Annotated in this window: 20 protein-coding genes; 11 read left to right on the top strand and 9 right to left on the bottom strand. The window is 59.4% G+C overall.

Going from position 1 to position 26484, the window contains the following annotated elements:
• Position 1: 1 nt before the first annotated feature.
• The 3 genes from FCL40_RS12935 to FCL40_RS12945 all read right to left on the bottom strand — a co-directional run bounded on the left by FCL40_RS12935 (position 2) and on the right by FCL40_RS12945 (position 5707).
• Positions 2-934 carry a DmsE family decaheme c-type cytochrome gene (locus FCL40_RS12935; RefSeq protein WP_324614089.1) on the bottom strand — a complete coding sequence of 311 codons (933 nt, stop codon included), beginning with the start codon at positions 932-934 and terminating at the stop codon, positions 2-4.
• A 65-nt stretch (positions 935-999) separates the two neighbouring features.
• Positions 1000-2994, bottom strand: coding sequence for an OmcA/MtrC family decaheme c-type cytochrome (locus FCL40_RS12940; RefSeq protein WP_169307118.1), 1995 nt, complete (start codon positions 2992-2994; stop codon positions 1000-1002).
• Between the two features lie 451 nt (positions 2995-3445).
• A complete protein-coding gene (locus FCL40_RS12945; RefSeq protein WP_136853722.1) occupies positions 3446-5707 on the bottom strand; it encodes a multiheme c-type cytochrome in 2262 nt (753 codons plus the stop codon).
• Between the two features lie 449 nt (positions 5708-6156).
• On the opposite strand from FCL40_RS12945, the gene FCL40_RS12950 reads away from it, so the two are divergent.
• Positions 6157-6729 (top strand): NapC/NirT family cytochrome c, encoded by a 573-nt coding sequence (locus FCL40_RS12950; RefSeq protein ID WP_136853723.1) that lies wholly within the window; start codon positions 6157-6159, stop codon positions 6727-6729.
• Between the two features lie 253 nt (positions 6730-6982).
• Here the strand turns inward: FCL40_RS12950 and FCL40_RS12955 are convergent, their stop codons facing one another.
• Positions 6983-7585, bottom strand: coding sequence for an acetate uptake transporter (locus FCL40_RS12955; RefSeq protein WP_136853724.1), 603 nt, complete (start codon positions 7583-7585; stop codon positions 6983-6985).
• A gap of 374 nt (positions 7586-7959) precedes the next feature.
• Between FCL40_RS12955 and FCL40_RS12960 the strand changes: the two genes are divergently transcribed.
• The 3 genes from FCL40_RS12960 to glnS all read left to right on the top strand — a co-directional run bounded on the left by FCL40_RS12960 (position 7960) and on the right by glnS (position 12345).
• Positions 7960-8190, top strand: coding sequence for a FeoA family protein (locus FCL40_RS12960; RefSeq protein WP_136853725.1), 231 nt, complete (start codon positions 7960-7962; stop codon positions 8188-8190).
• A 3-nt stretch (positions 8191-8193) separates the two neighbouring features.
• Positions 8194-10443 carry a ferrous iron transport protein B gene (gene feoB / locus FCL40_RS12965; protein ID WP_136853726.1) on the top strand — a complete coding sequence of 750 codons (2250 nt, stop codon included), beginning with the start codon at positions 8194-8196 and terminating at the stop codon, positions 10441-10443.
• A gap of 228 nt (positions 10444-10671) precedes the next feature.
• The gene (gene glnS, locus FCL40_RS12970) at positions 10672-12345 is read left to right on the top strand and encodes a glutamine--tRNA ligase (protein WP_136853727.1); all 1674 of its coding nucleotides are present in this window, start codon (positions 10672-10674) and stop codon (positions 12343-12345) included.
• Between the two features lie 59 nt (positions 12346-12404).
• Here glnS and fur read toward each other — a convergent pair whose 3' ends face one another.
• On the bottom strand, positions 12405-12827 hold the full coding sequence (gene fur, locus FCL40_RS12975) for a ferric iron uptake transcriptional regulator (RefSeq protein ID WP_136853728.1): 423 nt from the start codon (positions 12825-12827) through the stop codon (positions 12405-12407).
• A gap of 268 nt (positions 12828-13095) precedes the next feature.
• Between fur and cobB the strand changes: the two genes are divergently transcribed.
• The gene (cobB, locus tag FCL40_RS12980; protein WP_136853729.1) at positions 13096-13827 is read left to right on the top strand and encodes a Sir2 family NAD+-dependent deacetylase; all 732 of its coding nucleotides are present in this window, start codon (positions 13096-13098) and stop codon (positions 13825-13827) included.
• Positions 13828-13891: 64 nt separating this feature from the next.
• Here the strand turns inward: cobB and pepE are convergent, their stop codons facing one another.
• Positions 13892-14599 (bottom strand): dipeptidase PepE, encoded by a 708-nt coding sequence (gene pepE / locus FCL40_RS12985; protein WP_136853730.1) that lies wholly within the window; start codon positions 14597-14599, stop codon positions 13892-13894.
• Positions 14600-15106: 507 nt separating this feature from the next.
• On the opposite strand from pepE, the gene htpX reads away from it, so the two are divergent.
• Positions 15107-15985, top strand: coding sequence for a protease HtpX (htpX, locus tag FCL40_RS12990; protein WP_136853731.1), 879 nt, complete (start codon positions 15107-15109; stop codon positions 15983-15985).
• 254 nt (positions 15986-16239) lie between these two features.
• Positions 16240-16557 (top strand): cytochrome c3 family protein, encoded by a 318-nt coding sequence (locus tag FCL40_RS12995; RefSeq protein WP_136853732.1) that lies wholly within the window; start codon positions 16240-16242, stop codon positions 16555-16557.
• A 56-nt stretch (positions 16558-16613) separates the two neighbouring features.
• Here FCL40_RS12995 and bcp read toward each other — a convergent pair whose 3' ends face one another.
• Complete coding sequence (bcp, locus tag FCL40_RS13000; protein ID WP_136853733.1) at positions 16614-17081, bottom strand: thioredoxin-dependent thiol peroxidase; 468 nt, start codon at positions 17079-17081, stop codon at positions 16614-16616.
• Between the two features lie 7 nt (positions 17082-17088).
• Entirely contained in the window at positions 17089-17631 is a 543-nt protein-coding gene (locus FCL40_RS13005) for a glycine cleavage system protein R (protein ID WP_136853734.1), read from the bottom strand.
• Positions 17632-17860: 229 nt separating this feature from the next.
• On the opposite strand from FCL40_RS13005, the gene dapA reads away from it, so the two are divergent.
• The 3 genes from dapA (at position 17861) to FCL40_RS13020 (ending at position 22031) form a co-directional block, all read left to right on the top strand.
• The gene (dapA, locus tag FCL40_RS13010; RefSeq protein WP_136853735.1) at positions 17861-18739 is read left to right on the top strand and encodes a 4-hydroxy-tetrahydrodipicolinate synthase; all 879 of its coding nucleotides are present in this window, start codon (positions 17861-17863) and stop codon (positions 18737-18739) included.
• Between the two features lie 13 nt (positions 18740-18752).
• A complete protein-coding gene (bamC, locus tag FCL40_RS13015) occupies positions 18753-19838 on the top strand; it encodes an outer membrane protein assembly factor BamC (RefSeq protein ID WP_136853736.1) in 1086 nt (361 codons plus the stop codon).
• A 741-nt stretch (positions 19839-20579) separates the two neighbouring features.
• The gene (locus FCL40_RS13020) at positions 20580-22031 is read left to right on the top strand and encodes a DUF3360 family protein (protein ID WP_136853737.1); all 1452 of its coding nucleotides are present in this window, start codon (positions 20580-20582) and stop codon (positions 22029-22031) included.
• Between the two features lie 64 nt (positions 22032-22095).
• On the opposite strand, the gene astB is transcribed toward FCL40_RS13020, so the two are convergent.
• The gene (gene astB / locus FCL40_RS13025) at positions 22096-23436 is read right to left on the bottom strand and encodes an N-succinylarginine dihydrolase (RefSeq protein WP_136853738.1); all 1341 of its coding nucleotides are present in this window, start codon (positions 23434-23436) and stop codon (positions 22096-22098) included.
• 345 nt (positions 23437-23781) lie between these two features.
• Between astB and topA the strand changes: the two genes are divergently transcribed.
• Entirely contained in the window at positions 23782-26442 is a 2661-nt protein-coding gene (gene topA / locus FCL40_RS13030) for a type I DNA topoisomerase (protein WP_136853739.1), read from the top strand.
• Positions 26443-26484: the final 42 nt, after the last annotated feature.

Below are 26484 nucleotides of genomic sequence, written 5' to 3' on the forward strand. Positions count from 1 at the left end.
CTTAGCGTTGCAGCGCTTTGCCGGCAGGGTGGTTAGACCCGTGGATCTGGCTGTGGCAGTTCAGACAGCTCTGGCCAGAGGTAAAGACGCTGGGCTGGCCGTTGATGCTGTTGCCGCTGTGAGGGTTGGTGTGACACTGTTGGCACAACTGCGGAGCACGGTTGCTCAGCATGCCCTCGTTAACACTGCCGTGAGGGTTGTGGCACAGGGAGCAATCCTCGGTCACCGGTGCGTGCTCCCACAGGAAAGGGCCGCGCTTCTCGGCATGACACTGGTAGCAGTTGTCGTTGACCGACACCTGGTTCAGGGCCGCTTCGGACATGGAACCGTGCGGGTTGTGACAGTCGGTGCAGCTCATGTCGGCCCACTTCAGCGGGTGGGAGGAGCGCTTGTTCATGTCCGCTTTCTGGCGGCTGTGACAGGCGGTGCAGGCCGCCACTTCGGTGACGCGGTCCAGAATGGGATCCTTGTCGACGTGTACCTTGTGGCAGGAGGCACAGGCCACCTCTTCCAGGTTGTGGGTGGAGGAGTGCCAGGCCATGCGCTCGCCATCCTGGTGACAGGAGAGGCAGACACTGTTCTGCTTGGCCGCAGGGATGGGGGCATCGGCACCGAACTGGATCATCGGCTCCTTGCCGCCCTTGTTGTGCTTGCCCTGGGGGCCGTGACAGGCTTCGCACTGCAGGCCGGCCATGGGGCTCTTGCTGCTGGCGGTGCTGCCGTGCACACCCTTGAAGATCGCCATTACGTCGTCGCTCTTCTTGTGGCACATCAGACAGCCGTCGGCGCCCTTGTTGGAGTATTTACCCTCGGCAAACTTGGCGTCCAGGATCTGCTCCACTTCCGCGTCGGGCAGCTTGTCCCACGGGGCGGCGGTCGCACCCAGGCCGGTAAGCAGGGCGAGGCCGGCTACCAGGGGGGTTAACCATTTCATCTGTTTCATATCGTGTTCCTAACTGTGATCCGAACAGGGGGAGGGCGTAAGCCCTCCCCGACGCCTTAGAACTTGACGTTGCCGTGGTTCGCCACGTCAGGGGCGTGGCAGACGAAGCAGTTCTCGGCGGAGACCGCCTGCTGGGCTACAGCCTTGTCACCGTTGTACACGCCGTTGCCGAGGGTGCCGCCGGTCATGTGGCTGATGGCAGCCTCATAGCCGTGGCAGCTGGCGCAGGTGGCGGTGATTGGGGTGCCGTAGCGGGCGTCGGCGGGGTTGAAGCGGTTACCGCCGTCAACGATGCCGGTGTTGATCACATCCTTCTTGCCGAAGGCGTCCAGGTTGAAGCTGGTGTGGCACTGGGTGCAGTCGCCAACGATCGCCTTCTCGCCATGGACCACGTGCAGCTTCTGTTCGAAGGCGCCCTGGTTGTCGAAGGCGTAGGTGCCCTCTGGGGTGTGGCAGCTTACACAACCGTCCAGGCCTTCAACCAGGTCACCCATGACGAAACCTGGGTGGTGAGTACCTTTGTGAATCTGGAAGTTGTCGTTGTGGCAGCCCTCACACTTGGTGATGTCCAGGGAGTCCGTGTGACGCATGGAGGGGGCTTCACCGGACTTGGTGACAAAGGCCAGATTGGCTTTCATACCAGTGAAGTTTTCATCCAGGGAGTGGCCACTCTCGTCCAGAGGCAAGCCTTCACAGCTGATGATCTGGCCATCTTTGGAGCAAGCGGACAGGCCGACGAAGGTGAATGCGGTGTCAGCGTCGCCGTTGCCGAAAGCCAGGGCTCCGGTGTTGGCCACGATATCACCGTCGACGATGGTGGCGCCGTTGGCCAGTTCACCCTGTTCGACGGCATTAAAGCCACTCTTTTGACCGTAGCCCAGAACCGGGAAGTTGGGGCCGATGTTGGTGGTCAGTTCCAGGCGCTCGATGCTGGTGAGTACTTCGGAAGCATCCAGCTTGGTGCCTGCGGAGTCCAGGATGGAGACGGTGACGTTGACGCTGTCGTCTGCGGCCACGTAGCTCATCTGAACATCAGTGCTCCACTGGGCAATCACCTTGGCGGCATCGTTCCACTCGCCCAGGTGGGCGTCGATGGTGCCGGCAACCACGCCGGTGCCTTCGGCGGTGTGGCAGGTGGCGCAGGTGGAGCTGTCGGGCTGCTCACTGATGTGAGCGCTGTCGGTGTGACAGCTGGAGCAGGTCTGCTTGGTGGGGACCATGGACCAGTTGCCCCACTCGGTCAGGGCCAGGTCGGCTTCCGGCTCGGAGGTCAAGTGGCAGACGTTACAGGCGGCGCGGTCGGTGGGGTATTCACCCTCGGCAAAGGCAACCTGGTGCTTATCGTGAACCAGCACGGTCAGGCTGCGGCTGGTGCGGCCACCGTCTGCCTTCATGCCATCGTGGCAGGTGGCACAGGTCTGAGGATTGGTGTAACCGTGCTTAATTGCCTGGTCTTCGCCGTGACAGGCGGCACAGGAATCGATGGCTACGATGTTGCGGGTGTAGTCGGCGGCGGCGCCGGCGGCATTGTAATCAAAGGCCACTTCCGCTTGGGGAACAGTGGTGGTGCCGTCTGCCAGGGTGCCGGCGGGCACCACGATGTTCAGGCGACGAGTGAAGTCAGGATCCAGCTGAGCCTTTTCCAGGGCGCTGAAGGTCACGCTGTAGTAGCCGTTCTTCTCGTCCACGATCTCGGCGGCGCCGTACTTGCTATTATGACCGGCAACCTGCCACATGGTGCTGTCACCCACGGTCTTGTGACCGGCGGGCAGCAGCTGGGCCACGTTGATCTTCATGCCCTGCAGGCCAACGACAGACTCGTCCTCTTCGTTGGTGGCCAGAATTTTGAACACCGGCAGGCCGTTGTCGAAGCTGACCTCGGTGACGGACAGGTTCAGTTGGTTCACGGTCACCGCGGGCTCACCGCCGGGACGTCCGGGGTTGCCATCGTTGCCGTCGTTGCCGTCGGATCCGCCACAGGCGGACAGCGCTGCACTGACTACCGCTGCGGTAGCCATCAGACGCCAGTTGGGGGTTTTCATCATCATCATTATCATTTCCCTGCTTTTTGGAGATGGTTTTTTGTTAACCATCTTACCAAGTGACGCTTACCGTCTTGATTAAGATTCAGTTAAGCGCCTATTCAATGCAATTTATATCAACTTCCTCTCATGAATTCTGTGACTTGCATCAGCGATTTACATTGCTCTACCCAGAAAGGGGTAAGTGAAAAAATTCACTTGGGCAATAACTTAGTTGCAAAAAGGGGAAATGTGAATGGGGTTTTTCGCCGGTTCAGCCGGGGTTCAGTGAAATATCTTCGATAGCCCGGCTTCAAGTCTGAAAAACCGAGCTAACAGGCTGAAAAAAGAGGGGGCACAGGTTCAAGTTTGCGCCCTTTTGTCTGTGGTGCTGACAATTTGAAACAATTTCCTTCCGTTTCCTTGCCGAGACAAAAAAAAGCGGCCCGTTTGGGCCGCTTGGGGTGTTCAGCGGTAGGCCTTAGTGGCTGGAGCCCCAGTTGGAGTGGGCTTCCAGAACCTGGCTGTTGCTGTGGCAGGTGGCGCAGGTCTCTTCGACCTGGGCTGGGTAGCTGCTGGATGGCACACCGATGGTGTTGATGTCACCGTCGTGGTCGATCACGCCGCCCATGGACTTGATATGAGCCACGGTGGAGTCGCTCATGCCATAGGGGGGCAGGTGGCAGCTGACACAGGCGGCGGCCTGTGGGGAGACCAGCAGTTGCTCGTTGGTCGCCGGGTTGAAGCGTCCGCCGTCGGTAGTGCCGAAGGCAACCGGCGCGGCATCGGCTGGGATCAGGCCCAGTGAGAAGCCATTGTCACCGTGACAGGTCGCACAGTCGGTCTTCTTGAAGAAGCCGCCGATGTAGTGCTTGCTGTGTACGATGTACGCCAGGTTGGAGGAGCCGGCGCCCTTCTTGTCACGAGTGCCGTTGTGACAGGTGGCACAGCCGTCCATGTCATTGGTGTAGCGGTGCTTGATGGCGGTGGTGTGACAATCCTGACAGGCAGACATCTCGGCATGCTGGATGCGAGGGCTGTCTGCAACGGCGGTGCCGTCCTGGTTGAAGTAGAAGGTGTCACTCACCAGGTAGGGGGCGGTCTGACCGTCCAGGTTGCCTTCCGCATCGATCACACAGTCTTCACGCTTGCCCTTGCTGCCGAAGCAAACATGAATCTGGCTGCTCAGGGCGATGGAGGCACCGGCATCGACCAGTTCCTTCACACTATAAGCTGTATCGGGAATGGTGACTTCGATACGTCCGTCGTCCAACTGGGTGGCATAGCTAGGCTGACTACCAACGCCAGGTAGAGCTACGCCGACTTTTTGGTAGTTCACCAGGAAGTCGTCGCTCTTCACGCCGTTCAGCACGATGGCGCTGGTTTTTCCGCCATACTTGTAATCGCGCGGGTCGATCTGGCTCAGGGGCACCAGCTCGTCACCGTCCATCACCTTGAAGATGGTGGTGATGGAGGTGCCGTCATCGGCCACGGAGATCTCATCAAAGATCACCTTCAGCTCGGTGGAGCGGGCATTGGCGTTGGCATCATAGTGTCCCGCCTCGGCGCCTCGTGCAATTTGGCCGTGGCAGGAGACACAGTTCAGCTTATCTTCCTGGATCTGGTTGTTGTCCGCATCCCAGTGCCAGCTGGGCACACCGTAGACGCTGTTGTGACAATTCAGACAGGTGGCGCTGTCCAGGTCGGCGGTCCAGGCATCGGCGTTGGCCACAGACTCGTTGGCCTGGTGACAGGTCTGACAGTTGGAGGCGATCTGTGGGTAGAGACCGTCGTCGGCAAAGTAGGAATGGCTGTGGAACTCGTGGGCAATGCCCTTGATGGAACCATCGTGCTTGCCGATAACGTTGCCGTCGTCATCCTTGGTCTGGTACTCGTTGAACTCCACGTGACAGAAGGTACAGGAGTCCATCACCGTGTGCTTGCCTGGGTGGTGCATGTTGCCCAGGTTACCGTCGTGGCCGGGTCGGTGGCAGCTTTCACAGGTCTCGTTGGCGATCACGTGCTTGGGTCGCTCGGCGACGGTGTCGGCGCTGGGCAGCCAGTAGTAGAAACCGGCGGTATTCAGGTAGTCGCCGTTGGCCAGGTGGATCTCGCCAGCGTTGTCGTCGCGCACCTTGATGGTCAGGTAGACGCCGTGGGTCAGGTCGTTCTTCACCTCGTACAGACCATTGGTGTTGATGGCCACCTCGTAGGCGGAGCCGTCGGGCTTGGTGCCCTTGGTCACCAGGGTGTAGGTGCCGTCGTTGTTGTCGGTCAGGCAGTCGGTGCAGTTGACGTCGCCACGGTAGGAGATGCCGGAGAAGTAGCCGGAGCCTGCGAACAGGGTCTCACCGTTCACTTCGCCCTTGGTCTTGGTGTAGTAGCTCAGCCAGATGTCGCGGGGTGAACCCTCGATATCGGTGGAGCCGATCTCATCTTCGCTGCCGATACGGCCCAGGGAGACAGCGGCGATGTCGATGTCCTTCAGGCCGTAGAGGGCAACGCCGTTGCCGTCGGTCAGAGAGAAGTTGAGGGTCAGGATGCCGGCGTCATCAAAGCTGGCATCGGTGATAGTGCTTACGATAGCGTTGGCGGAGGTCACCGGCTTGCCGACGGGGCCGGGCTTGCCGTCCTCGCCGTTGGAACCGTCGGATCCGTCGCTGCCGCAGCCGCTGAGGGCCAGGGCGCCCAGGCCGGCGAAGGCCATGGCACGCCAAAGGGCGTTGGGTTTCATCATCATCATTACTTTTTCCCTGCAATGTTTAGGTTGTTCATGCATATACCCCAAACTGGGTATGCATAATGAACAGCACGAAGATAACCCAGACGATGGCCTGTTCATCGTGATCAATGTCAACAATTCCAAAAGTTTAAACTTGATATTGCAAAAAAAGTGAGCCCTGTTCAGTTTGCCGTCAGCAATGTAAAAATAAATTGACACCGAGCGCCGCTCGTTCTGTCTTAAGTATTGATTTAAAAAAATAAAGTGGAACAACGGCCGTGCTGGCGACGCGGTCCAAGTTCGAGCGTGAAAAGATGATCGGGATCTCAGCTTGTCGGAGCGGCCGTTTTGCCGTTGAATATTCTGTGAACTGAGTCATTATGTTGCAATTTTACTCACATTAAACTCTCTCGCCACAGGTTTTGCCGCGGACTATCGGTTTGATGCGGCACATTTTTTGAGGATGAGAGATGAACAATAACCAGCAGCAATCCGGTTGGTCCAAGCTGTGGAGCCAGCCCAAGTCCAAGTGGCTTCTGGGGATTCCCCTGGGGGCCTTCCTGGCGGTGGCCCTGGGGGCGGTAGGCACGGTCGGCTTCAACACCGTTCTGCACGCCACCAGCAGCGACGCCTTCTGCGTGAATTGCCACGTACCCTCCTTCGCCGCCGAAGAGGTGGCCCTGAGCAAGCACGGCACCAGCGTGTCCGGCATGGTGGTCAATTGTGCCGATTGTCACGTCTCCAAGGAGTTCGTGCCCAAGATGATCCGTAAGATCTCCGCCATGAAGGAGGTTTACCTGGAGCTCAAGGGAGAGATCACCACCAAGGATGAGTTCCTGGCCTATAAGAAAGAGGGCGCCGCCCGCATCATCGAAGAGATGAAAGCCAACGATTCCCGCGAGTGCCGCAGCTGCCATGACGTAGGGCGGATGAACTTCGACAAGCAGAAGAAGGTGGCTGCCAAGATGCATCAGAAGATGGACAGCATGGGTAAGACCTGCATCGACTGTCACAAGTATAAGGTGGCCCACAAGAAGCCCTGAGGCTGCTCCCTAAGCAGTTGACAAAGCCGGCCGCCGCCGGCTTTTTTTGCGCCTGCAGCTTGGGGGCTCCGAGGTGGCGTCGGTGTCCACCGCAGGCCGCAGCACTCGCCCGTGTGACTCCGGAGTGTGTCAACGCGGAGGCCAGCGCCCGCAGAGCGGCATATTGTGGTGTCAATGGAGGGCAAGATCGGCTAAGCGGCAAAAAGAAAGCCCCCGGATGGGGGCTTTCGGCAATGGTCAGGAGAGGTGTCTGTTAGGCCAGGGCGGCGCGGCCGGCAGCAGCGCGGCTCTTCCAGTCACCGATGGGCAGCACGGTGCGGCCAAACTCGGCGTTGATGATGGTGGCCATCGCCAGGTAGAAGGCGGCGCCACCACAGACGATGCCCTCGTAGCCGGCGATGGTGCCAATCAGGGCACTGCCGGTGAAGTCACGGGCGGCCAGCAGGAAGAACAGCACGGTCAGCGAACCGAAGATGAACTGTTTGACTCGGGGGTAGTTGGCCAGGGTACCGATAAACATGAAGCCGGTGAACAGGCCCCACAGGCTCAGGTACCAGCCCATGAAGTGATGGGGGCTGGCTGCGACGCCGACACCCATGTTGGGCAGCATGATCAGCGCCACCAGGGTCAGCCAGAAGGAACCGTAGGCGGTAAAGGCGGTGGTGCCAAAGGTGTTGCCGTTACGGTACTCCATGATGCCGGCAATGATCTGGGCGATACCGCCAAAGAAGATCCCCATGCCCAGAATCATACCGTCAATGGGAAAGAAGCCGGCGTTGTGGATGTTCAGCAGAATGGTGGTCATGCCGAATCCCATCAGACCCAGTGGCGCGGGATTTGCGTGAGCGCGGTTCATAATTTCACCTAATTTTTGTTAATAAGATGTAGAGTAAACGGTTGAAAGAGCGGGGATTATTGATCGGGTCGCTGTGGCAGTAATGTGAACGGAATCACATTCAGCCCAGGGGCGACCGGGGAGTAAAAGAACTTTGAACCTCATTTAACTGTTAGTGGCTTGAGTGTGATCCAGCTCCGCAAAAATCCGCTATCGATCCTCTTAACTCCGGCTCTGGCCCGCATTCCCGGTGACCTCTGTTCAAAGTTGCGAGGAAAACAGGAATAATTTCCATTTGAGATAAAAAACGGCGAACTAGGTCAAGGATTTTTGGAAAACCTTGTGTATACTTAAGTGCAAATGATATCAATTCCCATTTAGAAGCAGGTAGCAGAATGGTTTTATCAGAGCTGGGTCTAGGACAAAAAGGCAGTGTGGTTCGCCTGGGCGACCAGTCCATGTCACTCTCTCTCAAGCGTCGGCTGATGGCGCTGGGCTTCACCAGGGGCAGTGAAGTAAAGATGGTTCGCTCTGCGCCTCTGGGTGGCGCGGTCCAGTTGACGGTGCGGGGAGCAAGCCTTTGCCTCAACAACCGACTGGCTGCACAGATTCACGTAGAGGTGTAACCAATGTCCAAAGTACTGCGCTGTGTCGCCGTTGGTAACCCCAACTCCGGTAAGTCTACCCTGTTTAATGCTCTGACCGGCAACAATGTCTCCGTCGGCAACTGGGCCGGCGTGACCGTCGACAAGAAGGTCGGCAAGCTGACTCTGGCCGATCAGCCGGTCGAGATCACCGATCTTCCCGGCCTGTATGACCTCGAAGCCGCCGATGGCGAAGGCTTTATCGATGAGAAGATCAGCCGAGACTACCTGCTGGGACAGGGGATCGACCTGCTGATCAACGTAGTGGATGTCTCCCAACTGGAACGTAACCTCTACCTGACCACCCAGCTGCGCGAACTGAACGTGCCCATGCTGCTGGTGCTGAACAAGGGCGACGTCACCGAGCGCCGCGGCGTCCAGGTGGACACCGCCGCCCTGGAGAAGCGCCTGGGTTGTAAAGTGGTGCAGATCAGCGCCAAGAACGAATCTGGCCCCAAGCTGGTGAAAGAGGCGATGGTCGAGCTGGCCAGCCGTGGTGACACCAGTCAGCCCTTGGCCATTGATCTGGGGGCCGAAGTTGAACAGGCCCTGGCCGAACTGGGTGGCAGCCGGGCCAGCGCCATCACCCGCCTGCTGGCCCAGGGTGACGACGCCGCCCTGCAGGCCTCCAACAAGCTGGTGGCCCAGGACATTACCCCCGCAGAGCACATCGCCGACCGCCGCTACCAGTTCATCGGTGAGCTGGTGAGCGCCGTAGTGTCCAAGCCGTCGGTCATCGATTCCATGACCGAGAAGCTGGATCACTATGCCCTGAGCCCCATGACCGGGGTACCCATCTTCCTGGGCATGATGTACCTCACCTTCATGTTCGCCATCAACGTTGGCGCCTCCTTCATCGACTTCTTCGATATCGTGGCCGGTGCCATCTTCGTCGACGGCACCGCCCTGCTGCTGGAGAGCGCCGGCATGCCCGACTGGTTGGGCGCCATCCTGGCTGACGGCGTGGGTGCCGGTATCCAGACCGTGGCGACCTTCATTCCGGTAGTGGCCTTCCTCTACATTGCCCTGAGCATCCTTGAAGTGTCCGGCTACCTGGCCCGGGCCGGTTTCGTCATCGAAGGGGTGATGCAGAGGATTGGCTTGCCCGGCAAGGCGTTCGTTCCGTTGATTGTCGGCTTTGGCTGCAATGTACCGGCCGTGACCGCGACCCGAGCCCTGGACACCAAGCGTGAACGCATCGTCACCGCCATGATGGCCCCGTTCATGTCCTGTGGTGCCCGTCTGCCGGTGTACGCCCTGTTTGTGGCGGCGTTCTTCCCCGATAACGGCCAGAACCTGGTGTTTGCCCTCTACCTGATCGGCATCGTGGCCGCCATCCTGACTGGCCTGCTGCTGCGTCATACCCTGCTGCCCGGCGACGCCAGCCAGGGCTTTATGGAGCTGCCCGACTACGAGATGCCCACCCTGGGGGCCATCGGCCGTCGCACCTGGCAACGTACCAAGCAGTTTGTGCTGGGAGCCGGTAAGACCATCGTGATCGTCGTGACCATCCTCAGTTTCTTCAACTCCATGGGGACCGATGGCAGCTTCGGTAACCAGGACTCTGAGAAGTCGGTGCTGTCTGCCGCGGCACAAATTGTGACCCCGGTATTTGATCCCATGGGGGTCAAAGAGGAGAACTGGCCCGCCACCGTGGGGGTGATCACCGGTATCTTCGCCAAGGAGGCGGTGGTCGGTACCCTGAACAGCCTCTATAGTCAGGGCGCCGAGGAGGAGGCCGGTGAGTTCAGCCTGCTGGGCGCCGTCAATGAGGGGCTGGCAACCATCCCTGAGAACCTGTTCGGCATCGCCTGGGACGATCCTTTGAGCCTGAACATCGGTGACGCCAAAGATGTGGACACCATGGGTGAGGAGTTCGGTTTCGAGGCGGCGACCCTGAAGAACCTGAAGTCCCAGTTCGAAACCGGTGCGGCGGCCTTCGCCTACCTGCTGTTCATCCTGATGTACACTCCCTGTGCGGCGGTACTGGGCGCCATGGCCGGAGAGTTCGGTGCACGCTGGACCGCCTTCAGCGCCGTTTACACCTTCGTGGTGGCCTACGCCACCGCCACCCTGTTCTACCAGGCTTCCCGCCTGGCGGTGGAGCCGGGCCACGCCCTGTTCCACATCGGCATCATCCTGGTGTTGCTGGTGGCCGGAATCACCTATCTGCGCAAACTGGGCAAGCGTTCCCAGATGGGCGTCGGTGACATTCCGGTGGCCATCAAGGAGTGATCTCGCCTCACTCACCTTAGATGACGCAAGGCAGCCTTCGGGCTGCCTTTTTCGTTTTTGACCCGGAGCCCTTGCTGGTCTAAAGAACAGGGGGACGGGGCGGGAGAGTTCCGGTGAAAAATTCGGGAAAAGTCACCGCCGTATCGACGATTGGGTCTTGCTCCTGTCCCGGTGATAGTGGATCATTACCCGCTTATAAGTTTTTGTTGAAGTGAGTCGAGGGCAATCATGACCCAGCCGGACAACGAGGTTCGTCCAAGCAACTTTATTCGCAATATCATCGATGCCGATCTGGCGTCAGGCAAGCACGACTCGGTGCACACCCGGTTCCCGCCTGAGCCCAACGGTTATCTCCATATTGGTCATGCCAAGTCCATCTGCCTGAATTTCGGCATTGCCCAGGATTACCAGGGCAAGTGTAACCTGCGTTTCGACGATACCAACCCCGAGAAGGAGGATGTCGAATACGTAGAGTCCATCAAGGAAGACGTGCGCTGGCTCGGGTTCCAGTGGGACGGTGACATCCACTACTCTTCCGACTACTTCGAACTGCTGTACGGCTTCGCCGTTGAGCTGATTGAGAAGGGTCTGGCCTACGTAGATGAACTCTCCCCTGAACAGATCCGCGAGTACCGCGGTACCCTGACCGAGCCGGGCAAGCCCAGCCCCTTCCGCGACCGCAGTGTCGAGGAGAACCTGGCGCTGTTTGAGAAGATGCGCGCCGGCGAGTTTGAGGAGGGCAGCGTGTGCCTGCGTGCCAAGATCGACATGGCCTCCTCCTTCATGGTGATGCGCGATCCGGTACTGTATCGGGTGAAGTTCGCCCACCATCACCAGACCGGTGACAAGTGGTGCATCTACCCAATGTACGACTTTACCCACTGCATCTCCGATGCGCTGGAGGGGATCACCCACTCCCTGTGCACCCTGGAGTTCCAGGACAACCGTCGCCTGTATGATTGGGTGCTGGAGAACATCAGCATCGAGTGTCAGCCCCACCAGTACGAGTTCAGCCGCCTGAATCTGGAGTACACGGTGATGTCCAAGCGCAAGCTGAACGCCCTGGTGAACGACAAGCTGGTGGACGGCTGGAACGACCCCCGCATGCCCACCATCTCCGGCCTGCGCCGCCGAGGCTACACCCCGGCCTCCATCCGCGAGTTCTGCAAGCGCATTGGTGTGACCAAGCAGGAGAACACCATCGAGATGGGTTCCCTGGAGTCCTGTATCCGGGACGACCTCAACGTCAACGCCCCTCGGGCGATGGCGGTGCTGGAACCGGTGAAGGTGGTGCTGGAAAACTACCCCGAAGGTCAGGTGGAAACCCTGAATGTGGCCAACCACCCCTCCGACGAGTCCATGGGCAGTCGCGAAGTGCCCTTCTCCCGGGAGATCTGGATCGAAGCGGAAGATTTCCGCGAAGAGGCCAACAAAAAGTTCAAGCGCCTGGTGCTGGGCAAGAAGGTGCGTCTGCGCGGTGCCTATGTGGTGATTGCCGAGCGGGTTGAAAAGGACGAGCAGGGTAAGGTGACCACCATCTACTGCTCAGTGGATCTGGATACCCTGGGGGTGGATCCGGCCGACGGGGTCAAGCCCAAAGGGGTGATTCACTGGGTCTCTGCCGAGGTGGGTCTGCCAGCCGAGTTCCGGCTCTATGACCGCCTGTTTACTGTTGAGAACCCCGGCGCCGCCGAGGAGTTCGAAGCGGTGATCAACCCGGAGTCCCTGGTGGTGCGCCGCGGTTTCGTCGAGCCCAGCCTGAAGGCCGCCGAAGCGGAACAGGCATTTCAGTTCGAGCGTACCGGTTACTTCTGTGCCGACAGCGTCGACAGTAAGGCGGATGCCCTGGTGTTTAACCGCACCGTCGGCCTGCGCGATACCTGGGCCAAGATGGGCGGTTAGCCGCCCATCCACGAAAAAGCGGAGCCCAGGCTCCGCTTTTTTATGCCTGATCGGCTGACTCAGTGGTTACACTTACCGTCGGTGCTGACACCGTACAGGTAGAGGCTGTGGTTGGTCAGCTTGATGTTGTGTTTCTGAGCGATTTCGTGTTGGCGCTGCTCGATCATTTCGTCACTGAACTCCACCACCTTGCCGCAGTCGAGGCAGACCAGGTGATCGTGGTGGTGCTGGGTCGCCAGTTCAAACACCGCCTTGCCACTCTCGAAATGGTGGCGGGTCACGATGCCGGCATCGTCAAACTGGTTTAATACCCGGTAGACCGTTGCCAAGCCGATCTCCTCTCCCTGGTCCAGCAGAAGCTTGTAGAGGTCTTCAGCGCTGATGTGTTGATTGCCTGGGTGCTGCAACAACTCCAGAATCTTGACCCTGGGCAGGGTGACCTTCAGTCCAGCTTTCTTCAGTGCTTGGTTTTCGTCCGTCATAGCAGTCTCTTGCTTTAAGTCAGTGGGCTGACATTAGGTAATTAGACCATTATAGGTAGCTTGCCTTCAACATTAAACCTTGGATAATGCAGGGATTTGCAAATCTCCGGCCGGAATGCCTGTAAACATCAGCAAATCGGGCAAAAACGGCCGTCGAACCGGGAAAAAGCCTCCAAACTGGAATCTGAGCCAATGACAGGGTAAAAAGGAGAGACTACCGGCCGAGTCGATGGTCTCAGCCCTCTGGAGGCAGCTCAGGGATGACAGGATGTATAAAAAGATAGTGGTACTCACCGGCGCCGGCATCTCTGCCGAGTCGGGCCTTAAAACCTTCCGCGCCGAAGACGGTTTGTGGGAACAGCACAACATCGAGGATGTTGCGACCCCCGAAGGGTACCAGCGTAACCCTGATCTGGTTCGCACCTTCTACAACGCCCGCTGGGAGCAGCTGAAGAGCGGCCAGGTGGCCCCCAACGCCGCCCACCTGGCCCTGGCCGAACTGGAGGCGTCGGAGGGGGTGGAACTGACCCTGATCACCCAGAACATCGATAACCTCCACGAAAAGGGGGGCAGTCGCCGGGTGATCCACATGCATGGTGAACTGGCCAAGGCCCGCTGTCCCCGCAGTCAGCAGGTGTTTCCCATGGACCAGCCTTTCTCCGCTGACAACCGCTGCACCTGCTGCATCCCGGCGGAGCCGTTGCGCCCCCATGTGGTCTGGTTTGGTGAGATGCCCCTGCAACTGAACCGTATCTACCAGTCTCTGTCAGAGTGCGACCTGTTTATCTCCATCGGCACCTCCGGCACCGTTTACCCCGCGGCCGGTTTCGTGGAGATGGCCAGCCACGCCCATGCCCAGACGGTGGAGATCAACCTCGAGCCCTCCGAGGTGCACAGTCAGTTTCAGTATCACATGCAGGGAAGGGCTGGGGAGATGGTGCCCAGGCTGGTCGCCGCCATCATCGGCGGCCAGCCGCTGGAGCAGCTGCTCAGCCGCTGAGGCGGCAGAACCGAAGAGAGGGCCCATGGGCCCTCTCTTGTTATTCAGCGTTGCTGCGGCTGCGCTACAGCAGGAAGCTGATGTCACTGCCCGGGGCGATGGGCTGCTTCTGGGTGGTGCCCTCAAACAGGTAGGCTTCCAGATCCCCCAGAAGCACCAGCGCATCCCCCTGACGACGGATGGCACTGCCTTCACAGATGCCTATTACCGGCGAGAGGGGATCGACGCAGGTGAACTCCCTCAGCCGATCGGCCCGGGTCTCGCCGTTGTGTCCCGGGGGCTGGTAGTCGGTGTAGTGGGGGTTCACCTGGAAGGGCACCAGCCCCAGGGCATCGAAGCTGGGGGGCTCGATGATGGGCATATCATTGGTGGTGCGTATGGTTTTACCCGCCACATTGGAACCGGCGCTCCAGCCGATGTAGGGCATGCCGTTGTTCACCTTGTCCCGGATAGCGTCCACCAGGCCATGGCGGTAGAGTTCGTGCAGCAGGTGGAAGGTGTTGCCGCCACCGACAATGACGCCATCGACCTCCTCCAGTGCCGCCACCGGGTCCGGGGTTTCATGGGCGCTCACCAGCTGACATCCCAGGCCGCCGATGGCCTCGACCACCTTCTGGTGGTAATCGTCGTAACTGATGCTGACGCCAGCATAGGGAATGAATAACCAGCGGCTGCCTGGGGGCATGATCTTCTCCAGCATCGGCAGGGCGTGGCTCAGGTAGGGGGTGTCTCCGGCTCGGGAGCTGCTCAGCAGCAAAATGGACTGACTCATGAAGCGGATTCCTCGGTTGGCGCTATCCAACTGATAATAAAGCCAAAACTTCAGGATGTCTGCAACATTTCCAGAAACTTTAAAAACGGTTAGGGATCAAAAGGATAGGGTGGAATACCAGGTTGCCACCCGAGAGAGAACGTAATGTTATATAAATATAGGCCAAAAGTTATTAAATGGCGCATCTTGTGGTTGAACAATGAGTTCCGTGGCATATACTGTATGGTGAAACGAATTGGTTTCCCAAACCACATCAAAAGCCACCGCCCCCAACGGTGGCTTTTTTCTTGACGGAATGACCCGAGAGTGACAGCAGGGGTTCAGCCGGATTCGATTACCATACCTCTTTCACGGAAACCGCGACTAATGCTCGGAATGGTCGAGCGATCTAACTGGCTTTTTCGTGCTGTCAACACCTTGAACCCGGGAGTGTTTATCCCCAATTAGTGTCTATACAGTGGTGGCCGGAGTGGCCATCTCTGAACTTTGTGTTTTTTAGGAGATTCAATGAAACGCATACTGTTGTTCCTGGCGACGAACCTGGCTGTGGTGCTGGTGTTGGGAATCGTTCTGTCCGTGCTGACCTCGGCACTGGGGATTGAGTTCCACAGCATGGGCGGCATCCTGATGCTGGCACTGGTATTTGGCTTCGGTGGTTCACTGCTGTCGCTGCAGATGTCGAAATGGGTGGCCAAGCGCTCCATGGGGCTGCAGGTGATCGAGCAGGCCAGGGACGAAACCGAGGCCTGGTTGCTGAACACCGTGGCCGATCAGGCTGGTCGCAGTGGCATCAAGATGCCCGAGGTGGCGGTCTACTCCTCGCCGGACATGAACGCCTTCGCGACCGGCCCAAGCCGCAACAACTCGCTGGTGGCGGTGTCGACCGGGCTGCTGTACGGGATGAACCGCGATGAGGTGGAGGCGGTACTGGCCCACGAGGTCAGTCACGTGGCCAATGGTGACATGGTGACCATGACCCTGATCCAGGGGGTGGTGAACACCTTTGTGATCTTCATCGCCCGGTTGATCGCCGGCACGGTCAGCAACGTGCTCGGCGGTGATGAGGAGGGCAGCGGCGAGGAAGCCAGTTACATGACCTACTTCCTGGTCTCCATGGTACTGGAAATGGTGTTTGGTATCCTGGCCTCCTTCATCGTCATGTACTACTCCCGTCAGCGAGAGTACCGTGCCGATGCCGGCGGTGCAGCCCTGGCTGGCCGCGAGAAGATGATTGCGGCGCTGGAGCGACTGCGCGGTGGTCAGGAGAGCCAGATGCCCGCTACCATGGCCGCCTTCGGCATCAGCGGCAAAAAGTCGATGAGCGAACTGCTGATGAGTCATCCGCCGCTTGAGAAGCGTATCGCCGAGCTTAAAGCCGCGGCCTGACCCGATGCCGACACAGACAGGCGGCCTGGTGCCGCCTGTTTTCGTTGTATGATTTATATAGAATTACTGTGTAAATTTAGGCACCTGCAACAAATTTCCACCCCCTTTTTTGATCTGAGCGGCGTTTTCTACGGGGGTAAGCTGATAAAGTTAGCCCGCCGCCAATTGCAGGGTTGATGTTGATCAACTAGGTTAATTGGGGACGAGAAAAAACAGGCAAGTAACTGCCTTAAATGCGTGTGAGGATGAGAATAATGTTTAAACAACTGCTGTGCGCCATGTTCGGCATGGGGCTGGCCTTCAGTGCCGCCGCTGCCGACGTACTGGCCGATATGCACGCCGAGATGTCCGGCTGCGAAACCTGCCATGCTGACGGTGCGCCCTCCGAAGATGGTGCCCACGAAGCCGCCGCCTGTGCCGAATGTCATGGTGGTCTGGCCGACATGGAAGCTCCCCACCCTGCCCACGACGGCATGCTGGAGTGCACCGATTGCCACATGATGCACGAGCACGAAGTGGGCACCCGTCCTGCTTGCGATGCCTGTCATGACGATGGTCGCACCGCAGGTTAAGGTGCTGGCAACAGTTAGAAAAAACCCGCCTATCGGCGGGTTTTTTTATGGCCGGGCTACAGGCCGTTGAGGTAGCTCAGAACCACCTCGTGGTGATCCTTGGTTTTGAACTTATCAAACCTGTGGACCACCTTGCCCTCTTCGTCGATCAGGAAACTGAGCCGATGGATGCCATCATACTCGCGCCCCATAAACTTCTTCGGGCCCCAGACGCCGAACCGGTCGGCGACGGCATGATCTTCGTCGGAGAGCAGATCGAAGTTCAGGTTGTCCCGTTCGATGAACTTGCCCAGGCGCTTGACCGGGTCGGGGCTGATCCCCAGTACCACGGTGTTGAGGGCTTCCAGCTCGGCCTTGGTGTCGCGCAGGCCGCAGGCCTGAACGGTGCAGCCCGGCGTCATCGCCTTGGGGTAGAAGTACACCAGCACCCGTTTGCCACGGAGTGCAGCGAGGCTGATGGACTCGCCGTTCTGGTTCTGCAGAGTAAAATCGGGTGCCAGGGCACCGGGTTGAAGTGGTTGCATAACGTCCCTAGTTGGTGTTTTCGTTGAGATCCATTCGCCGTATACGGCACTCCAGGCCAATCCGATCACCCAGCTCACGCAGCTGCCGCTCCAGGCTGTCGGTATCGGTGCCTTCAGGAATGTTGATGAACAGCTCCAGCTGCTGCAGTGCCTTACCCTGTTCGTCGGCATCGGCGTGGGTGCGCATGCCCGCCAGATCCTGCCCCAGGTCCTCGAGGCACTGGGTGATCTGTTTCATGGTGCCGCGGCGGTTTTCACCGGAATACTCCACGGCCAGTCGGGCCACGTGGTTTTGGGGCACATGCTCGCTGGTTCGCTTGGTGATGGTCAGCAGGTCCAGCTCCGCCGCCTTGGCGGGCAGCTGGTTTTCCATCAGGGTAATGGCAGTGTGACTGCCCGCAACCAGCATAATCAGATTGAACTCATTGCCGTAGGTCGCCATGCGGCTGTCGATGATGTCGCAGTCACAACTGGCGGTGAGCTTGGCCAACTGATGGACTATGCCAGGACGGTCGGTCCCCATAGCCGTTACCGCAAGATACTGGGTCATGGTGGTCCTTACTTGGCAGGTAATAATTTGTTATTGCTTTTATATCGGTCAGTCATCCTAGCACAGTTGTCGGCGGCCAAGCATGAGAAAAACTTATCAATAAAGGTTATGAATGGCGTGCCAAACCCGTGGTTGTCCGGTCCGTTGCGTCGCCGCGCCGTCCGCGACCTTGTCAATACCCCTGGCCACAAGTACCATAGCTTGCTCAATGGTCTAGGGAATTCGAAAGATGTTTAGCGGAAGTATTGTTGCCTTAGTCACCCCATTTCATGAGGATGGCTCCGTCGATTTCGACGCGTTGACTGCGTTGGTTGAGTTTCACATCGAGCAGGGGACCGACGCCATTGTGGCGGTTGGAACCACGGGTGAATCCGCGACCCTGAACCCCAAGGAGCATATTCAGGTGGTGGAAGCCGTGGTGAAGGCGGTCAAGGGACGGGTCCAGGTGATCGGTGGTGCCGGAGCCAATGCCACCCAGGAGGCGATCGAACTCACCCTGGCCTGTGAGGATGCGGGTGTGGATGCGACCCTGTCTGTCACCCCCTATTACAACAAGCCGACCCAGGCCGGCCTGATTGCCCACTACAGCGCCATTGCGGCGGTGGCCAGCAAGCCGATCATTCTCTACAACGTGCCGGGGCGTACCTGTTGCGATCTTCTGCCGGAAACGGCGGCCGAGTTGTCGAAACTTCCCGGGATTATTGGAATCAAAGAGGCGACGGGCGAACTCTCCCGGGTGACCAGGCTCAAGGCGCAATGTCGCGATGACTTCCTGCTGCTCAGCGGCGATGATCCCACCGCCATGGAGTTTATCCTTCTCGGTGGTCACGGGGTGATCTCGGTGACCAACAACGTCGTCCCGGCCACCTTCAAGGCGATGTGCGATGCCGCAGCCAGGGGCGACCGGGCAGAGGCCGCCGAGTACAACGACAAGATGACCGGGCTCTACAGTGCCCTGTTTGCCGAAGCCAACCCCATTCCGGTGAAGTGGGCCCTGGCCGAGATGGGCAAGATGCCTCTGGCGGATCTGCGTCTGCCGCTGACCACACTGTCCGACGCGCACCACGACACGGTGCGTCAAGCACTGGCCCAGGCCGGTGCCCTATAAAAAGGAAAAAAGAATGAAGCGAGTTTTACTGGGGGTGATGGTGGTGTCGGCGCTGGCCGGATGCACCACCCCGCTGGAGCGGCGTCAGGCCGAGGGCAGCTACAACTACCTGGAACAGCCCGAGCCGGTTCCCCTGAACGTTCCCGAAGGGCTCTCCTCCCCCAAGATAAGCAGCGAATACCTGATTCCTGCTCCGGTTTCCGGTCCCCGGATTCTCGGCGAGCGGGTGGACGTGCGCTCGCCGCTGCAGGTACTTCCCCTGGGTGAGGGGGTACGTCTGCAGGAGGGGGTCGACAGTGTTACTGTCCTGGTGGAAAACCAGCGGGATGACATCGATCTCAAGGCTCAGCTCTTCTCTACCCTGACCGAATTTCTGCAACACAAGAAGATCGGCCTCGCCAGCCGTGACGAAGGCCAGGGTCAGCTGGACACCGCCTGGATCGAGGTGACGGAGGAGTTTGGCGGATCACTCTGGAGCCGCGACGAGTATAAACTGCGTCAGCGCTACCGTTTCGATGTCGAGGTGCGCGACAATGGCCACACCGGCTCCCTCACCATTGAACTGCTCGATCACGAAGAGTTTATCGATCAACGCGATCAGGACGTGGTGCTCACCGACTCGGATAAGCGCCGCTACACCATCGATATGCTGAACAACGCCATCTCCTACATGAATTTCAAGCAGACCCAGCAGAATAAGCTGGATGATCTGGAGCGAGCCGAGGGGATGGAACTGGCCTTGGCCACCGATGCCGATGGCAACACGACGTTCGAGACTCAAGCGGGCTTCGAGCGGGTCTGGAGCCGTCTGGATCGGGTGTTGCCGGTATTGGGCTTTACTGTCAAGGACCTGGATAAGAGCCAGGGCACCTACTATGTGGACTACGACCCCAATCAGGGGTTCTGGGCCAACCTGTGGGGCAACAATGATCTGCTGGCGCTCAAGTCCGGAGCCTATCGGGTAAAGTTGACCGAAGGGGGCCTGGGAACCCAGATCCTGCTTCAGGATGCCGATGGCGTTGCCCTGGACGCCGAGTTGATGAGTGCCCTCTATCAGCAGTTCTCCGACTATATGAAGCGGAACGCCCGCTCACTCTGAGCCGGTAATCTGGACAATCCCCGCCCTGGCGGGGATTTTTTTGGCCGGGATTCTCCTGATTACCCGTGGACGGCGGTGACCGCCTGCGGTTGCTTGTCCCTGTGCGCGGGTTCCGCAGCGACCGAGGTCGGCGTGGTAATCCGGAGGGAACAAAGCGGCTTGCCCTGGCGACCTCGAGGGGGAAGCGGCAGGGGGGCAACGGCAGTCACCGGGGAATGATGCAAGATGTCATAATTGTGACCTAAGCCGGGATAATTTGATGCGATCCGTCGTAGATCACATTTGTTGGCGGTTCGAGAGCCTGTGAGCGCCCGCCAACAGCGCAATCCCGCGCCCTTTTTTTAATTCGATCACCATCGTTCCGGTTCCGTGATCATCCTCAAGAAAAAAATGAACCGCCGTTACAATTGGGTTACATGTGGCAGGGCTAATCTATTGATATATCTTCAATTATAGATGAAATCTATCATGTGCTAACTTTTGTTTATATTGATTATTAAGCTTGTGTATTTAATTGAAATATCAAGTTTTCACGGCGAAAATTTGAGTATTTTTGGGGTTGGGTGAATCTGCGTCGACAAAGTTTTGCTGATATTAGAGCCAAAATTCCACCGTTTGATTTGCAGAATCCGCCTACCTAGAATTCGACGACAACGAAAATGAAATGTAAGTCGACTGTTGCAAGGGCAAGGTCGACCATTTCTCCAGCTAACTGTTGGGTACATCCTCCAGAGGTTATCGATGTCAACACAAACTGCTTCCTACCAGGATCGCCATAAGCCGGCCAGTGCATTCGAGACGCGTCAGAGCTATCTCGAAAACGAACTGACCATCATGAATTTTCGGCGCTGGCGCCTGCACCTGCCCTTCCGCGATTTCGGCATTGAGTTCGAAGATCTGATCCCGGCGTTGGCCGCCACCATCGGCAAGGTGGTGATGGTCACCGCCATGGCGGCCGCCTTCGCCTCTCAGTTCGGTCTCTCCCCCGAGTTTATCGCCGAGAATGTCCGCTATGAGTTGCTGATCGCCGGTGTCCTGTTTGCAGTGATCTTTTCCGCCCTGCTGAATCCCAATACCAACCTGGCCGGTACCCACGGGCCGATGATCCCGCTGATCCCTCTGGTCGCCGCCGCCGGCGGCCATCCACTGGCGCTGGGGATCATGGTGGGGGTCTTTGGCCTGCTGCTGAGCTGGAGTAAAGGGGGATCCCGGTTGGTCACCATGACCGGAGAGGGGGTGAAAGGCGGCCTGCTGATCTACCTGGGTGCCATCGGATTGGTGGGTCAGATCACCAAGCTGGAAGCCTGGTCCTCCGGCATCGGCATGGGCTACGTTTCCTTCGGGGTGATCTTTGCCACCGTAGTGATCTACGCCTACCTGGCCCGCGTGCAGATGCGCTGGCTGGCCATTCCCCTGTGCTCCTTCCTGGCGGGTGTGGTCGCCTGGGCCATGGGTACCCCGTTCGAGTTCGTCACCGAACCCGGCCTGCCTCCGATGAGCCCGCTGTTCTGGTGGGGGGAGAATACCGGCTGGCAACTGGGCTGGCCTGAGCTGAGCCACTTCGTGGCGGTCATTCCCTTTGCCATTCTCGCCGTGGCCATGTGGTCCCCCGACTTCCTCGGCCACCGGGTGTTCCAGGAGCTGAACTATCCCAAGAAGGCCAAGGGTGTGCTGATGAACGTGGATGACACCATGACCGTCTGCTCTATCCGTCAGATCGTCGGCTCCCTCCTCGGCGGCGGCAACCTGGCCTCCTCCTGGGGGACCTACATGATCCCCGCGGCCATTGCCAAGCGGCCCATCCCGGGTGGCGCCCTGCTGACCGGGGTGATGTGCGTGCTGGCGGCGGTTCTGGGTTATCCCATGGATCTGGCGATGTGGGAGCCGGTGCTGCGTGTGGCCCTGTTGGTGGGCGTGTTCCTGCCGCTGCTGGAAGCCGGTATGCAGATGGTGCGCGACAACCAGAGTGCCCAGAGCGCCGGTGTCTGCATGTTCTCCTGCGCCTTCGTTAATCCGGTGTTCGGCTGGGCCCTGACCATGCTGCTGGACAACCTGGGTCTGATCGGCGATAAGGAGCGCTCTGCCAAGCTGTCCACCGCCGACCGCCTGGTGATCCCACTGATCGCCTTTGTGGTCTGCGTGGGGGCCCTGGCCCTGGTGGGCCAGCTGCCCGGGATTCCCGCCCTGCTGTAACGCCTAGGCAGTCGAGAGAGAAAAAAGCGGCCCCAGATGGGGCCGCTTTCGTGTGTTTTGGGTGTCAGTCCCGCTGGAAGGGGTAGACGCTGCCCAGGTTAAGCAGCTGGGTCAGCTCATCCAGGGCGGTGAGTGACTCGTTCAGCAGGGCGGTGTCTCGTAGGTCATCCAGGGTGAGGCGGTCACGGTAATGCTTGTTGACCCAGGCACTGAGGCTGGCGTGGCTGCTCTGGTCGATCAGGGTGGCGGCGTTGACCCCGGCCAGCTCCTGCTCATTCATCGCCACCCGCAGCCGCAGGCAGGCGGGGCCACCGCCATTCTGCATGCTCTGCTTGACGTTAAAGAAGTGCACCTTGGTGATGGGAGTATTCCGGGTCACCAGGCTCTCCAGGTAGGCGGATACCTGAGGGTTCTCCTGGCACTCGGTGGGGGCGATGATCACCATCTCGCCGCTGGGCAGGGTCAGGATCTGAGTGTTGAACAGGTAGCTTCTCACCGCGTTCTCGAGGCTGACCGATTCGGTGGGCACCTTGATGAAGTGCAGCTCCCCGTCGCCAAACTTGTGGCGGATCTCCTCCAGCTTGGCCTGGGTGTCAAGGAACGCCTGCTCGTGGTAGAACAGCACGTTCTGATTGCCGACGGCGATGACGTCGTTGTGGAACACCCCCTGGTCAATGACATCGGGGTTCTGCTGGACAAAGACGGTGTTCCCCTCATCCAGCTGATGCAGCCGGGCCACCGCCTGACTGGCTTCCAGGGTCTGGCGGGCCGGGTAGCGGCTGGGCTTGGGGGCGGAGGGGTCGGAGCCGTGCTGGCCATAAACAAACAGCTGCACCCCGGCCTGGCCATAGTCGCGGCACAGGCGGGTGTGGTTGGCGGCCCCCTCGTCGCCGAACATCTCGTGGGCGGGCAGGGCGTCGTGGTGGGCAAAGTGTCGCGGATCGGCGAAGGTGGCCTTGAGGATCCGTCCGGTGACGCCGTGCTCGATGGCGCGGTGGAACTTGTTCACCAGGTTGGCCGGGGTGAAGTGCACCTTGCCGTCGGCGCTGTCGGCGCTGGGGGAGACGGTGGCGGCGTTGGCGGTCCACATGCTGGAGGCGGAGCAGCAGGCCATCAGCAGGTGGGGCGCGGTCTCATAGGCTTTCTGAAGCACGTTAGCATCATTGCCGCCGAACCCCAGTTGCCTTAGGGTCGGGATGTCCGGACGTTGCTGCGGGGCCAGGACGCCCTGGACCAGCCCCAGCTGCCTGACGGACAGCATCTTGTCCAACCCCTGCAAGGCTGCGGCCTTGGGATTTGAAACCGCCTGAGCGTTGGACTGAGAGGCAACGTTGCCGAAGGAGAGACCGGCGTAGTTGTGGGTAGGGCCAACCAGGCCATCGAAGTTGGCTTCAAAAGCGTGCATGAAAAATCCTTTCCTTATTTATAGTTAAACCTCTCTGCCGGGATCTGGGAGGGGCTTGCCCAAGCAGGTGAAGAAAGTCAACAGTATAAGGCTCAAACTGTGATGAACAAGGGGGGAACTGCCGCTCGGATGTAACATCTGCATAACTATTACTTGCGTTACCTCTCTCATTGCATTAGTAATTTTTTTAGATGCGAATCTAGTCCCAAAAAAATTCGCTATTGGACAAATTTCGACTAACTGGTGACTTCCTTGGGGTCCAAGGCTTGAAACTGACAGGTCTTCCCTCTATATATGGAGCCACTTTGTATAAACCCCTTGCACACAGGTGTCCTATCCCCCGCCATGGCTAAATCACTGGTAATTGTGGAGTCGCCCGCCAAGGCGAAAACCATTAACAAATATCTCGGCAACGACTTCATCGTGAAATCCTCGGTGGGGCACATCCGTGACCTGCCCACCTCTGCCAGTCAGTCTGAGTCAGCGGCGCCGGCCAAGAGTGCCGCCGAAGTGCGCAAGATGAGTCCCGAGGCCAAGGCGGTCTACAAGCGGGAACGCGAATACCAGGGCCTGATCGCCCGCATGGGGATCGACCCCGAGCACGACTGGAAGGCCAACTACCAGGTGCTTCCTGGCAAGGAGAAGGTGGTCAAGGAGCTTCAGACTCTCGCCGCCAAGGCGGACCACGTCTATCTCGCAACGGATTTGGACCGCGAAGGGGAAGCGATCGCCTGGCACCTGCAGCAGGTGATCGGCGGCGACGACAGCCGTTACCGCCGGGTGGTGTTCAACGAGATCACCAAGAGTGCCATCAAGGAGGCGTTTGCCCACCCCTTGGAACTGAACCAGGCCAGGGTGAATGCCCAGCAGGCCCGCCGGTTCCTCGACCGGGTCGTGGGCTTCATGGTCTCTCCGCTGCTGTGGAAGAAGATCGGCCGCGGACTCTCCGCCGGTCGGGTGCAGTCGGTGGCGGTGCGTCTGCTGGTGGAGCGTGAGCGCGAAATTCGCGCCTTCGTGCCCGAGGAGTTCTGGGATCTGCATGCGGATCTCAGCTCCGCTTCCGGTGAGGCCCTGCGGATGCAGGTGGCGCGCTTTAAGGGCAGCAAGCTGGAGCTGGGCAACGAGACCCAGGCGATGGCGACGGTGGCCGCCCTCGAGAGTGCCGGTTACACCGTGGCCAGCCGTGAGGACAAGCCCAGCAAGAGCCGCCCCCAGGCCCCCTTCATCACCTCCACCCTGCAACAGGCGGCCAGTACCCGCCTGGGCTTCGGGGTGAAGAAGACCATGACCCTGGCCCAGCGCCTGTATGAGGCCGGTTACATCACCTACATGCGTACCGACTCCACCAACCTCTCCAAGGAGGCGGTGGCCAGCTGTCGCGACTACATCCAGCAATGGCATGGCGACGCCTACCTGCCCGATGCCCCCAAGGTGTATGGCAGCAAGGAGGGCGCCCAGGAGGCGCACGAAGCGATCCGCCCCTCCGACGTCACCGTCAAGTCCGACAGCCTCAAGGGGATGGAGCGTGACGCCGAGCGGCTCTATGACCTGATCTGGCGCCAGTTTGTGGCCTGCCAGATGACCGAGGCCCGTTACGATGCCACCACCCTGACCGTGACCGCCGGTGACTACGAACTGAAAGCCAAGGGCCGCATCCTGCGTTTCGACGGCTGGACCGCGGTCCAGCCGCCCCTGCGCCGCAAGGGCGAGGAGGACCTGATCCTGCCGCCGGTGCAGGTGGGCGACAGCCTGGACCTGAAGGCGCTGGATCCCCGCCAGCACTTCACCAAGCCACCGGCGCGCTTCAACGAAGCCTCCCTGGTAAAGGAGCTGGAGAAGCGCGGCATCGGCCGTCCCTCCACCTATGCCTCCATCATCTCCACCATCGTTGACCGGGGTTATGTCAAGGTGGAGAACCGCCGTTTCTTCGCCGAGAAGATGGGCGAGATCGTCACCGACCGTCTGGTGCAGAATTTCACCGACCTGCTCAACTACGACTTTACCGCCGAAATGGAGCAGACCCTGGATATGATCGCCGACGACCGGCGTGACTGGAAGCAGGTGCTCAACGAGTTCTACAGTGGCTTCACCCAGCGGCTGGAGCAGGCAGGCCTGCCGGCAGAGGAGGGGGGCATGCCGGGCAACGAGATGGTGCTCACCGAGATCCCCTGTCCTACCTGTGAGCGCCCCATGGGCATTCGCACCGCCACTACCGGGGTGTTCCTCGGCTGCAGCGGCTACAGTCTGCCGCCCAAGGAGCGCTGCAAGACCACCATCAACCTCACCCCGGGTGAGGAGGCGGTGGCCGTGCTGGAGGGGGAGGATCTGGAGACCGAGGCGCTACGTCAGAAGCGCCGATGTCCCAAGTGTGGCACCGCCATGGACAGTTACCTCATCGATGAGCAGCGCAAGCTGCACGTGTGCGGCAACAACCCCAGCTGCAGCGGTTACGAGGTGGAGCGTGGCAGCTTCAAGATCAAGGGCTACGACGGTCCCATCATCGAGTGTGACCGTTGCGGTGCCGATATGGAGCTGAAGAACGGCCGTTTCGGCAAGTATTTCGCCTGTACCAACACCGACAACTGCAAGAACACCCGCAAACTGCTCAAGAGCGGTGAGGTGGCGCCGCCGAAAGAGGATCCGGTTCAGCTTCCGGAACTGCCGTGCGAGAAGTCCGACGCCCACTTTGTGCTGCGTGACGGGGCCGCCGGCCTGTTCCTGGCCGCCAGTACCTTCCCCAAGAGCCGCGAGACCCGGGCGCCCAAGGTGGAGGAGCTGGTGCGCTTCAAGGAACGCATCTCGCCCAAGTTCCACTACTTGACCGAGGCGCCGGTCAAGGATCCCGAAGGGAACCTGGCGGTGGTGAAGTTCAGCCGTAAGACCAAGGAGCAGTACGTGGCCACCGAGGTCAACGGCAAGGCGACCGGCTGGACCGCCAAGTACGTTGACGGCAAATGGGTCGAGGAGCAGACCAAGAAGCGTGCGGCCGCCAAGAAAAAGGCCTGATCGCCCCAGGCAAAGAGAAAGCCCGCTGCAGTAGCGGGCTTT

The sequence above is a fragment of the Ferrimonas sediminicola genome (assembly GCF_005116715.1).
GTDB lineage: Bacteria > Pseudomonadota > Gammaproteobacteria > Enterobacterales > Shewanellaceae > Ferrimonas > Ferrimonas sediminicola.

Excerpts from the sequence above, each read along its gene's own strand:
- FCL40_RS13020 (WP_136853737.1), top strand. The coding sequence starts at position 20,580 with ATGTCAACACAAACTGCTTCCTACCAGGATCGCCATAAGCCGGCCAGT.
- bamC (WP_136853736.1), top strand. The coding sequence starts at position 18,753 with ATGAAGCGAGTTTTACTGGGGGTGATGGTGGTGTCGGCGCTGGCCGGA.
- FCL40_RS12955 (WP_136853724.1), bottom strand. The coding sequence starts at position 7,585 with ATGAACCGCGCTCACGCAAATCCCGCGCCACTGGGTCTGATGGGATTC.
- FCL40_RS12940 (WP_169307118.1), bottom strand. The coding sequence starts at position 2,994 with ATGATGATGATGAAAACCCCCAACTGGCGTCTGATGGCTACCGCAGCG.
- FCL40_RS13005 (WP_136853734.1), bottom strand. The coding sequence starts at position 17,631 with ATGACCCAGTATCTTGCGGTAACGGCTATGGGGACCGACCGTCCTGGC.
- feoB (WP_136853726.1), top strand. The coding sequence starts at position 8,194 with ATGTCCAAAGTACTGCGCTGTGTCGCCGTTGGTAACCCCAACTCCGGT.
- htpX (WP_136853731.1), top strand. The coding sequence starts at position 15,107 with ATGAAACGCATACTGTTGTTCCTGGCGACGAACCTGGCTGTGGTGCTG.
- cobB (WP_136853729.1), top strand. The coding sequence starts at position 13,096 with ATGTATAAAAAGATAGTGGTACTCACCGGCGCCGGCATCTCTGCCGAG.
- FCL40_RS12935 (WP_324614089.1), bottom strand. The coding sequence starts at position 934 with ATGAAATGGTTAACCCCCCTGGTAGCCGGCCTCGCCCTGCTTACCGGC.
- pepE (WP_136853730.1), bottom strand. The coding sequence starts at position 14,599 with ATGAGTCAGTCCATTTTGCTGCTGAGCAGCTCCCGAGCCGGAGACACC.
- topA (WP_136853739.1), top strand. The coding sequence starts at position 23,782 with ATGGCTAAATCACTGGTAATTGTGGAGTCGCCCGCCAAGGCGAAAACC.
- FCL40_RS12960 (WP_136853725.1), top strand. The coding sequence starts at position 7,960 with ATGGTTTTATCAGAGCTGGGTCTAGGACAAAAAGGCAGTGTGGTTCGC.
- glnS (WP_136853727.1), top strand. The coding sequence starts at position 10,672 with ATGACCCAGCCGGACAACGAGGTTCGTCCAAGCAACTTTATTCGCAAT.
- FCL40_RS12950 (WP_136853723.1), top strand. The coding sequence starts at position 6,157 with ATGAACAATAACCAGCAGCAATCCGGTTGGTCCAAGCTGTGGAGCCAG.
- fur (WP_136853728.1), bottom strand. The coding sequence starts at position 12,827 with ATGACGGACGAAAACCAAGCACTGAAGAAAGCTGGACTGAAGGTCACC.
- bcp (WP_136853733.1), bottom strand. The coding sequence starts at position 17,081 with ATGCAACCACTTCAACCCGGTGCCCTGGCACCCGATTTTACTCTGCAG.
- dapA (WP_136853735.1), top strand. The coding sequence starts at position 17,861 with ATGTTTAGCGGAAGTATTGTTGCCTTAGTCACCCCATTTCATGAGGAT.
- FCL40_RS12945 (WP_136853722.1), bottom strand. The coding sequence starts at position 5,707 with ATGATGATGATGAAACCCAACGCCCTTTGGCGTGCCATGGCCTTCGCC.
- astB (WP_136853738.1), bottom strand. The coding sequence starts at position 23,436 with ATGCACGCTTTTGAAGCCAACTTCGATGGCCTGGTTGGCCCTACCCAC.
- FCL40_RS12995 (WP_136853732.1), top strand. The coding sequence starts at position 16,240 with ATGTTTAAACAACTGCTGTGCGCCATGTTCGGCATGGGGCTGGCCTTC.